This is a genomic window from Dactylosporangium sp. NPDC050588 (genome assembly GCF_040654975.1).
Lineage (GTDB): Bacteria > Actinomycetota > Actinomycetes > Mycobacteriales > Micromonosporaceae > Dactylosporangium > Dactylosporangium maewongense.
The window spans coordinates 1-6007 of the sequence record NZ_JBFAJA010000184.1; the positions used below are offsets into that span (position 1 = coordinate 1).

Consider the following 6007-nt stretch of genomic DNA (forward strand, 5'->3'; position numbering starts at 1 on the left):
TGGTTGGCGGTGGTGATGGTGCCGCCGGTCCGCTTCTGCTGCCGGACGCTCCAGTACTGGTAGAACGTCGCGTTGCCGATGATGGAGGGCTGGTTCACGCGCTGCGTGCGGTAGATGTCGTACGTGCTGCCGTCGGTCGTCACCGAGCCGAGCCGCTGCGCGCCGGTGCTCGGGTTGTAGCTGCCGAAGTTCTCCACCACGTAGTACTCGATGAGCGGGTTGAGCGTCCACCCGTACAGCGCCAGGTAGCCGTTGCCGTTCACGTTGAACGTGCCGGAGTAGTTGACGGTGTGGCTGGAGCCGGGTTTCCAGCCCTTGCCGACGACCGTGTTGTTCATGTTGCTCCACTGGACGCTGTACGAGCCGCCGGCGCCCAGCTGCATGGTGACGTTGCCGGTGTCCTTCCAGTAGGAGAAGAAGTAGCCGTTGTGCGTGCCGGTGGTGTTGGCGGTGACGGTCCGGTCGGCCTCGGCGCTGGCGGTGCCGGTGGTCAGCGCCACCACGCCGGCGGCGACGAGCGCGACGCACGCCCCGCCGACCAGCAGGAGGCGTCTGGAATGGTTCATGCCTGCTCCCTTCGATGCAGTCAGCGCAAACTGTCGCCGAATGCGGGAGCGGGCTGTGGGATCGGGTATTTCGAAAGTGTGCGGCGGTTCTGAGCAGCGAAAACGGCCGCGGTACCGTGAAAGTTTCCGCAAAAAGGCGTGGTGGGCGGTGACCGCCAAGACACCGCCCACCACGCCGGTCCAGAGGTGTCGCTAGGAGTCCTGTGCCTTGCCCGTCGTCACGCGGGCCAGGATCAGGGCGACGAGGATGATCAGGCCGTACACCGCCTGGATCCACTGCGCGGAGACGCCCGCGAGGGTCAGGATGTTGTTGATGAGGCCGAGGACGAGCACGCCGCACAGCGCGCCGAACAGGGTGCCCTTGCCGCCGTCCATGCTGACGCCGCCGATGACCGCCGCGGCGAAGACCGTGAAGATCATGCCCTGACCCTGGGCGGCGGCGACGGAGCCGAGCCGGCCGGTCATCAGCAGGCCGGCGAGCGCGGCGAGGGTGCCGCCGACCATGAAGACGATCCAGATGACCCGGTCGCTGCGGATGCCGGCGGCGCGGGCCGCGTCGACGTTGCCGCCGATCGCGTAGACGGCGCGGCCGTGGCGGAACCAGCCCAGCGCGGCGATGCCGATCGCGAACAGCAGCCCGCACAGCCAGATCGACAGCGGCAGCCCGAGCCACGTCGCGTTGCCCAGGTACAGCACCGACGGCGGCAGCTCGAACAGGTTCTGCCCGCCGGTGATGCCGATCTGCAGGCCGCGCAGCACGATGAGCATGCCGAGCGTGACGATGAACGCCGACAGGCCGAACCGCAGGATCAGCAGCCCGTTCAGCGCGCCGACCAGGAGCCCGACGAGCAAGATGATCGGCACCGCGAGCGCCGACGGCCAGTCGGTGCCCAGCCCGTTGCTGGCGGCCGGGATGACCAGCGCGACGCCGAGCGCGGGGGCGAGCCCGACGGTCGACTCCAGCGACAGGTCGAACCGGCCGCCGATGAGGATGATCGTCTCGGCGAGGACCAGCAGCGACAGCTCGGTCTGCTGCTGCAGGACGTTGACGATGTTGGCGCTGGAGAGGAAGACGGGGTCGACGATCGCGCCGACGACGAGCAGGAGCAGGATGGCCGGGACGAGGGTGAGGTCCCGCATCCTGGCCAGGCGGATCCCGGACAGCCGGGCCGGGACTGTGGTCATCGGTTGACTCCTTCGACGGCGGCGACCACGTCGGTGTCGCTCCACCCGGCGGGCAGGGCCGCGACGACGCGGCCGTGGAACATGACGAGCACCCGGTCGCAGTGGCGCAGGTCGTCGAGCTCGTCGGAGACCATGAGCACCGCCGTGCCGGTGTCGGCGGCGGCCCGGACGGCGCCGAGCAGGGACTCCTTGGAGCGCACGTCGACGCCCGCGGTCGGGTTGATGAGGACGAGCACCGACGGTGCGGTGCTCAGGGCGCGGGCCAGCACGACCTTCTGGGCGTTGCCGCCCGACAGGCTGCTCACCGGCGCCGCCGGGCCTTCCGCGTGGATGTCGTAGCGGTCGATGAACGACCGCGCCGTGTCCCGCAGCCGGCCGGGTGCGACGTAGCCGAACCGGCCGAACGACCCGGCGATCGGCAGCGTCGCGTTCTCCGCGATGGACAGCAGCGGGATGAGCCCCTCGCGGTGCCGGTCCTGGGGCACGAGCCCGATCCCGGCGGCGAGCGCGGCCGGCACGCTCCCCGGCGGCACCGGCTGCTCGCCGACGGTGACGGTCCCGTTCGTCGGGCGGCGAAGCCCACCCACCGTCTCGGCGAGCGCGACCTTGCCGCTGCTGCCGGATCCGGTGACGCCGACGATCTCACCGGCGCGCACGTCGACGTCGATGCCACTGTACGAGCCGTGCAGCGTCAGGTCCTTCAGGCGCAACGCGACACGGGTGTCGTCGCCGACGGGCGGGCGGGCCTCGACCTCGGTCAGACCGACCGCCTCACCGGTCATCGCGGCCACCAGTGCGTCGTGGTCCACGTCGGCCACCGGCGCCGTCAGTACATGCCGCGCGTCCCGCAGCACGGTCACGGTGTCGCAGACCGAGTAGATCTCCTGCAGGTGGTGCGAGATGAACAGCATGGTCACCCCGGTCGCGGACAAAGCCCGCAGCCGGCCGAAGAGCCGGTCGATCGCCGTCGCGTCGAGCCGGGCGGTCGGCTCGTCGAGGATGATGAACCGGGCGCCCTGCGACAGCGCGCGGGCGATCTCGACCAGCTGCCGCTGCTCGACGCCGAGGTCGCCGGCACGGGCGGCCGGGTCGACGTCGACGGCGTACTCCTGCAGCAGCTCCGCCGCCTTGCGCCGCAGCGCGCCCCAGCGGACGACGTCACCCTGGCGGTTGAGGAACAGGTTCTCGGCCACCGACAGGTCGGGGATGATGGTGGAGCGCTGGAAGACGCACGCGACCCGGCGCCGCCACGCGGACCGGTCCGCGACCGGCGGGGCCGGCTTGCCGTCGAAGGCGATCGCGCCCGCGTCGGGGCTCTGCAGGCCGGTGAGCAGCGACACGAGCGTCGACTTGCCGGCCCCGTTGCGGCCCACGAGCGCGTGGGTGCTGCCGGGCGCGATCGACATCGAGACGTCGTGCAGCGCGGTGGTGGCGCCGAAGCGCTTGCTCGTGTGGACGGCCTCCACCGCCGGGGCGCCTGCATGGACGCCCGCGGCGCCGTTCGCGTTGTTCATCACTTGCCGATCTGGTTGCCCCACAACGCCGAGTCGTCGACGTTGTCTTTGGTGACGAGCGGTGCGGGCAGCTGGTCTTCGAGGAGGCCTTCGCGGACCTGGACGATGGTGCTGTCGTGGTCGGTCTTGCCGGGCTGGAACGTCTTGCCGTCCACCGCGGCCTTGGCGTAGAAGAGGGCGTACTTGGCGTACAGGTCGGCGGGCTGTGACACGGTCGCGTCGATCTCGCCCTTGCGGATGGCGTCGAACTCCTGCGGGATGCCGTCGTTGGACACGATGAAGATGTGCTTCGGGTCGCTCGGCGGGACGAGCAGGTTCTTGGTGCGCAGCAGCTGCAGCGTGGGGGCGAGGAACACGCCGCCGGCCTGCATGTAGATGCCGTTGATGTCGGGGTGCTGGGCGAGGCGCGTCTGCAGCGCCGCGGACGCCTTGGCGCCTTCCCAGTCGGTGGGCTCGGCGAAGACGGTGATGCCCGGGAACTTGCTGGACATGCATTCGGCGAACGCCTCGGACCGGTCGCGGCCGTTGACGCTGGACAGCGAGCCCTGGAACTCGATCACCTTGCCCTTGCCGCCGAGCTTGGTGCCGAGGAACTCGCAGGCCTTCTGTCCGTAGGCGCGGTTGTCGGCGCGGACGACCATGAAGACGTTGCCCTTGTCGGGGCGGGTGTCGACGGTGACGACCGGGATCTTCTTCTGCTCCAGCTGGGTGAGGGTCGTGGCGATCGCGCCGGTGTCCTGCGGCGCCATCACGATCGCCTTCGCGCCCTGGCTGGTCAGCGCCTGCGTGTTCGCGACGAGCTTGGCGATGTCGTTCTGCGAGTTCGTCGGCGTCATCAGGTTGATGCCGGTGTCCTTCGCGTACTGCGGGATGTACTTGGCGTAGGAGTTCCAGAAGTCGGAGTCGGCGCGGGGCAGGTCGACGGCGATCTGCCCGCCCTTGGCGTCGGTCTTGTCGGCGCTGGGCGTCGTGGACGAATCGCAGGCGGTGAGCGAGACGACCACGGCGGTGGCCAGCAGGGCCGGTCGTAACAGCTTCATGGCGGATTCCTCAGGTTCCTTCAGGGGGTGTTCCAGACGGGGCCGTCCGGGAAGGCGTAGCGGGCCCGGCTCTCGGTCCGCATGGTGGAGCTGAACCCTGGCTGGAGGGGCGCCAGGTAGTGCCCCCGGTCCATGCGCACCGGGTCGGTGAAGTGTTCGTGCAGGTGGTCGACGTACTCGATGACCCGGTCGTGCATGGTCCGCGACACGGCGACGTAGTCGAACATCGACAGGTGCTGGACGAGCTCGCAGAGCCCGACCCCACCGGCGTGCGGGCAGACCGGCACGCCGAACTTCGCCGCGAGGAGCAGGATCGCGACGTTCTCGTTGACCCCGGCGACGCGGGCGGCGTCGAGCTGGACGAACGAGACCGCGTTGAGTTGCAGCAACTGCTTGAACACGACCCTGTTCTGGACGTGCTCACCGGTCGCGACGGGGATCGGGGCGATCCTGCGCGCGATCTCGGCGTGCCCGACAACGTCGTCGGGCGAGGTGGGCTCCTCGACCCACCACGGGTCGAACGGCGCGAGCGCCCGGACCCAGTCGACCGCGGTCCCGACGTCCCACCGCTGGTTGGCGTCGACCGCGATCCGCACGTCGGGACCGCAGACCTCCCGGGCGATCCTCATCCGGCGCAGGTCGTCCTCGAGGTCGGCGCCGACCTTGAGCTTGATCTGCGTGAAGCCCGCGTCGAGGGCCTCGCGGCAGAGGGTGGCGAGCTTGGCGTCGTCGTAGCCGAGCCAGCCGGGTGACGTGGCATACGCGGGGTAGCCGCCCTGGAGCAGGGTCTGGATCCGCTCCTCCCGGCCGTCCTCGCCGCGGCGGAGCAGCTTCAGCGCCTCCTGGGGGGTGAGCGCGTCCGACAGGTACCGGAAGTCGACGAGGTCGACCAGCTCCTCGGCCGGCATCGACGACAGCAGCCGCCACAGCGGCAGCCCGGCCCGCTTCGCCTTCAGGTCCCACAGCGCGTTGACGACCGCGGAGATCGCCATGTGCATGACGCCCTTCTCCGGGCCGAGCCAGCGCAGCTGCGAGTCGTAGACGAGCTCGCGGTACAGGCCGCCGAGGTCGTCGAGCACCTCCTTCACCAGACGTCCGACGAGATAGGGGGCGAGGGCCTGGATCGCGCCGGTCTGGACCTCGTTGCCGCGCCCGATGGTGAACGCGAACCCGTGCCCCTCGCCCTGCTCCGCCTTGCCGGCCCCGTCGTCGGTACGAATGACCACGTAGGCGGCCGAATAGTCCGGGTCGGGGTTCATCGCGTCGGAGCCGTCGAGCGCTCTTGAGGTCGGGAACCGTACGTCGTAGGTGTCCAGCGACACGAATCGGTTGGTCATGGCCCCTCCCTCTCTCCGGTACCGCAAGCCGTGCGAAGACATCCGATGTCTAGCAGGCTTCGCCACCGCTCTGCAAGGGCCAAAATCTTGGAGCCTGTCGCTTTTGTTCGTGCGGACAGAAGTTCGGCACCCTTCTTGACGAACCGATACCTCCGATGTTCACTCAGTGTCGAGGGTTGTCCATGGTTCGATGAGCGGACCCACCGCTCGCAGACCTGCGGACGACACCCTGCAAGGCGACGCCGACGCTGAGCAGGGTAGGCACCCCGGCCGAAACCGAAGAAAGGGGTGACCCTCAGCGAACTGACGGCGGAGGACGTCGGCGGCGCGAAGGCGTCGATGACCGGCCCGGCCGAGCGGCCCGC

General features: G+C 69.6%; 5 protein-coding genes. All 5 read right to left on the reverse strand.

From position 1 onward, the window contains the following. Positions 1 to 566, reverse strand: a 566-nt coding sequence (locus AB0I21_RS56920; protein WP_360574337.1) for a glycoside hydrolase family 11 protein, incomplete at its 3' end; no start/stop codon positions are given. 192 nt (positions 567 to 758) lie between these two features. Continuing rightward, a complete protein-coding gene (locus tag AB0I21_RS56925) occupies positions 759 to 1751 on the reverse strand; it encodes an ABC transporter permease (protein WP_360574339.1) in 993 nt (330 codons plus the stop codon). Continuing rightward, entirely contained in the window at positions 1748 to 3265 is a 1518-nt protein-coding gene (locus tag AB0I21_RS56930) for a sugar ABC transporter ATP-binding protein (protein ID WP_360574341.1), read from the reverse strand. The genes AB0I21_RS56925 and AB0I21_RS56930 overlap by 4 nt, the downstream gene beginning before the upstream one ends. Beyond that, positions 3265 to 4305: a sugar ABC transporter substrate-binding protein gene (locus AB0I21_RS56935; RefSeq protein WP_360574342.1), complete on the reverse strand. Its 1041-nt coding sequence runs from the start codon at positions 4303 to 4305 to the stop codon at positions 3265 to 3267. Before AB0I21_RS56935 ends, AB0I21_RS56930 begins: the two co-directional genes overlap by 1 nt. Positions 4306 to 4325: 20 nt before the next feature. Further along, on the reverse strand, positions 4326 to 5642 hold the full coding sequence (locus AB0I21_RS56940; protein ID WP_360574344.1) for an enolase C-terminal domain-like protein: 1317 nt from the start codon (positions 5640 to 5642) through the stop codon (positions 4326 to 4328). Positions 5643 to 6007: the final 365 nt, after the last annotated feature.

Bases quoted from the DNA above. Each gene is read 5' to 3' on its own strand.
- AB0I21_RS56925 (WP_360574339.1), bottom strand. From the start codon at position 1,751: ATGACCACAGTCCCGGCCCGGCTGTCCGGGATCCGCCTGGCCAGGATG.
- AB0I21_RS56930 (WP_360574341.1), bottom strand. From the start codon at position 3,265: ATGAACAACGCGAACGGCGCCGCGGGCGTCCATGCAGGCGCCCCGGCG.
- AB0I21_RS56935 (WP_360574342.1), bottom strand. From the start codon at position 4,305: ATGAAGCTGTTACGACCGGCCCTGCTGGCCACCGCCGTGGTCGTCTCG.
- AB0I21_RS56940 (WP_360574344.1), bottom strand. From the start codon at position 5,642: ATGACCAACCGATTCGTGTCGCTGGACACCTACGACGTACGGTTCCCG.